Annotated in this window: 1 protein-coding gene; it reads left to right on the top strand. The window is 64.4% G+C overall.

What is annotated here, in order from left to right; translation table 11 throughout:
- On the top strand, window positions 1-233 hold a 233-nt coding region (locus CLG85_RS27250; protein ID WP_260350403.1), incomplete at both ends, for a hypothetical protein.

Below are 233 nucleotides of genomic sequence, written 5' to 3'. Positions count from 1 at the left end.
ACCTTCAGGACAACCTGCGCGAGGCCGATGCGCTGGACTGGACCTACATGAACGGCGGTCACGGCAACGTCGGGACACATGAGGACATCGCCTTCCATCTTGCCTTCATCGACGATCTCGTTGCTGCGGTTGGCACGGCCATGGGCGAGGTGCCCTGGGGCTTCGGCGTGGATGCCGAGACGCTGACCGCCCACACCGCCATGCTGCCCGCCTGGTACGAAGAAATTGCGCGC

Source organism: Alloyangia mangrovi (assembly GCF_002300555.2).
GTDB classification, from domain to species: Bacteria; Pseudomonadota; Alphaproteobacteria; order Rhodobacterales; family Rhodobacteraceae; genus Salipiger; species Salipiger mangrovi.
Note: the sequence above shows the minus strand (reverse complement) of the source record. Positions and strands in the feature narration are given on the sequence as shown.